Below are 1,855 nucleotides of genomic sequence, written 5' to 3' on the forward strand. Positions count from 1 at the left end.
GGCGGCAGCAACAGCGACGCAGCTTGCATGAACGGCGGAGGTACCCGATGGCACTGCGCACGCAGTGCTTTCAGGTCGCGGCAAGCGGACCATGTGACCCTCGTATTATTGTGTTCTGGGTTGAGACCGAGCTTAGCCTTGTTCATTTTTTTACACAACACCTGCGTAAAAAATAAAACACGGCACGCTTGAGATAGCTCTTTACCGGGGAAATAGCGGATAATGCCATGCCCCGATTTGCAGCAAATCTGCCGTAGATGGGCCATTTCAGGGCATCATGGGGTTGGCTTGACATCAGTATGGCTTTTCGGTTGACTGGTCTTGCAAGCCCCCCTTGATTGATATTTTTAACAACAAAGGTGTTGCATCATGTCGGTACCCCCGCGTGCCGTTCAGCTTAACGAAGCGAACGCGTTCCTTAAGGAACATCCTGAGGTTCTCTACGTTGACCTTCTGATTGCAGATATGAATGGTGTGGTGCGCGGCAAGCGCATAGAGCGCACCAGCCTCCACAAGGTTTACGAGAAAGGCATCAACTTGCCGGCCTCCCTCTTCGCCCTCGACATCAACGGCTCCACCGTCGAAAGCACTGGCCTGGGCCTGGATATCGGCGATGCCGACCGCATCTGCTATCCGATCCCAGACACACTCTGTAACGAACCGTGGCAAAAGCGCCCCACTGCCCAGCTGCTGATGACCATGCACGAGCTGGAAGGCGAGCCGTTCTTCGCCGACCCGCGCGAAGTGCTGCGCCAGGTGGTGAGCAAGTTCACCGACATGGGCCTGACCATCTGCGCCGCGTTCGAGCTGGAGTTCTACCTGATCGACCAGGAGAACGTGAACGGCCGCCCACAGCCACCGCGCTCGCCAATCTCGGGCAAACGCCCGCAGTCGACCCAGGTGTACCTGATCGACGACCTCGACGAATATGCCGACTGCCTGCAGGACATCCTCGAAGGCGCAAAGGAACAAGGCATCCCGGCCGACGCCATCGTCAAGGAAAGCGCCCCGGCGCAGTTCGAAGTCAACCTGCACCACGTGCCAGACCCGCTCAAGGCCTGCGACTACGCGGTACTGCTCAAGCGCTTGATCAAGAACATTGCGTACGACCATGAAATGGACACCACCTTCATGGCCAAGCCCTACCCGGGCCAGGCAGGCAACGGCCTGCATGTACACATTTCCGTGCTGGACAAAGATGGCAACAACATCTTCACCAGCGAGGATCCCGAGCAGAACGCCGCGCTACGTCACGCTGTCGGCGGTGTGCTCGAGACCCTGCCAGCGTCCATGGCGTTCCTCTGCCCGAACGTCAACTCCTACCGCCGCTTCGGTGCGCAGTTCTACGTACCGAACGCGCCAAGCTGGGGCCTGGACAACCGTACCGTGGCGTTGCGCGTACCGACCGGCTCGGCCGATGCTGTGCGCATCGAGCACCGCGTAGCTGGTGCCGACGCCAACCCGTACCTGATGATGGCTGCCGTGCTGGCGGGCGTGCACCATGGCCTGACCAACCAGATCGAGCCAGGTGCGCCGATCGAAGGCAACTCGTACGAGCAACTTGAGCAGAGCTTGCCGAACAACCTGCGCGATGCTCTGCGTGAGCTGGACGACAGCGAGATTCTGAACAAGTACATCGATCCGAAGTACATCGACATCTTCGTCGCGTGCAAGGAGAGCGAGCTGGAGGAGTTCGAACACTCGATCTCCGACCTCGAGTACAACTGGTACCTGCATACCGTGTAAACAAAACGCCGCCCCCAAGATGTTCTGTAACACGCTGAGATTGCCGGGGCCGCTTTGCGGCCCTATCGCCGGCAAGCCAGCTCCCACAGGTACTGCACAACCTTCAGGA

At 58.8% G+C, this 1,855-nt stretch carries 2 protein-coding genes; one reads left to right on the forward strand and one right to left on the reverse strand.

What is annotated here, in order from left to right; translation table 11 throughout:
- A partial coding sequence (locus APH30_RS29365; RefSeq protein WP_218186823.1) for a hypothetical protein occupies positions 1-266 on the reverse strand: 266 nt, incomplete at its 3' end.
- Between the two features lie 103 nt (positions 267-369).
- Between APH30_RS29365 and APH30_RS27040 the strand changes: the two genes are divergently transcribed.
- Positions 370-1,746, forward strand: coding sequence for a glutamine synthetase family protein (locus tag APH30_RS27040; protein WP_009681720.1), 1,377 nt, complete (start codon positions 370-372; stop codon positions 1,744-1,746).
- Positions 1,747-1,855: the final 109 nt, after the last annotated feature.

The organism is Pseudomonas sp. NBRC 111127 (assembly GCF_001320345.1).
Lineage (GTDB): Bacteria > Pseudomonadota > Gammaproteobacteria > Pseudomonadales > Pseudomonadaceae > Aquipseudomonas > Aquipseudomonas juntendi.

What these genes read in the sequence shown, in the direction of transcription:
- APH30_RS27040 (WP_009681720.1), top strand. Translation starts at nt 370, where the DNA reads ATGTCGGTACCCCCGCGTGCCGTTCAGCTTAACGAAGCGAACGCGTTC.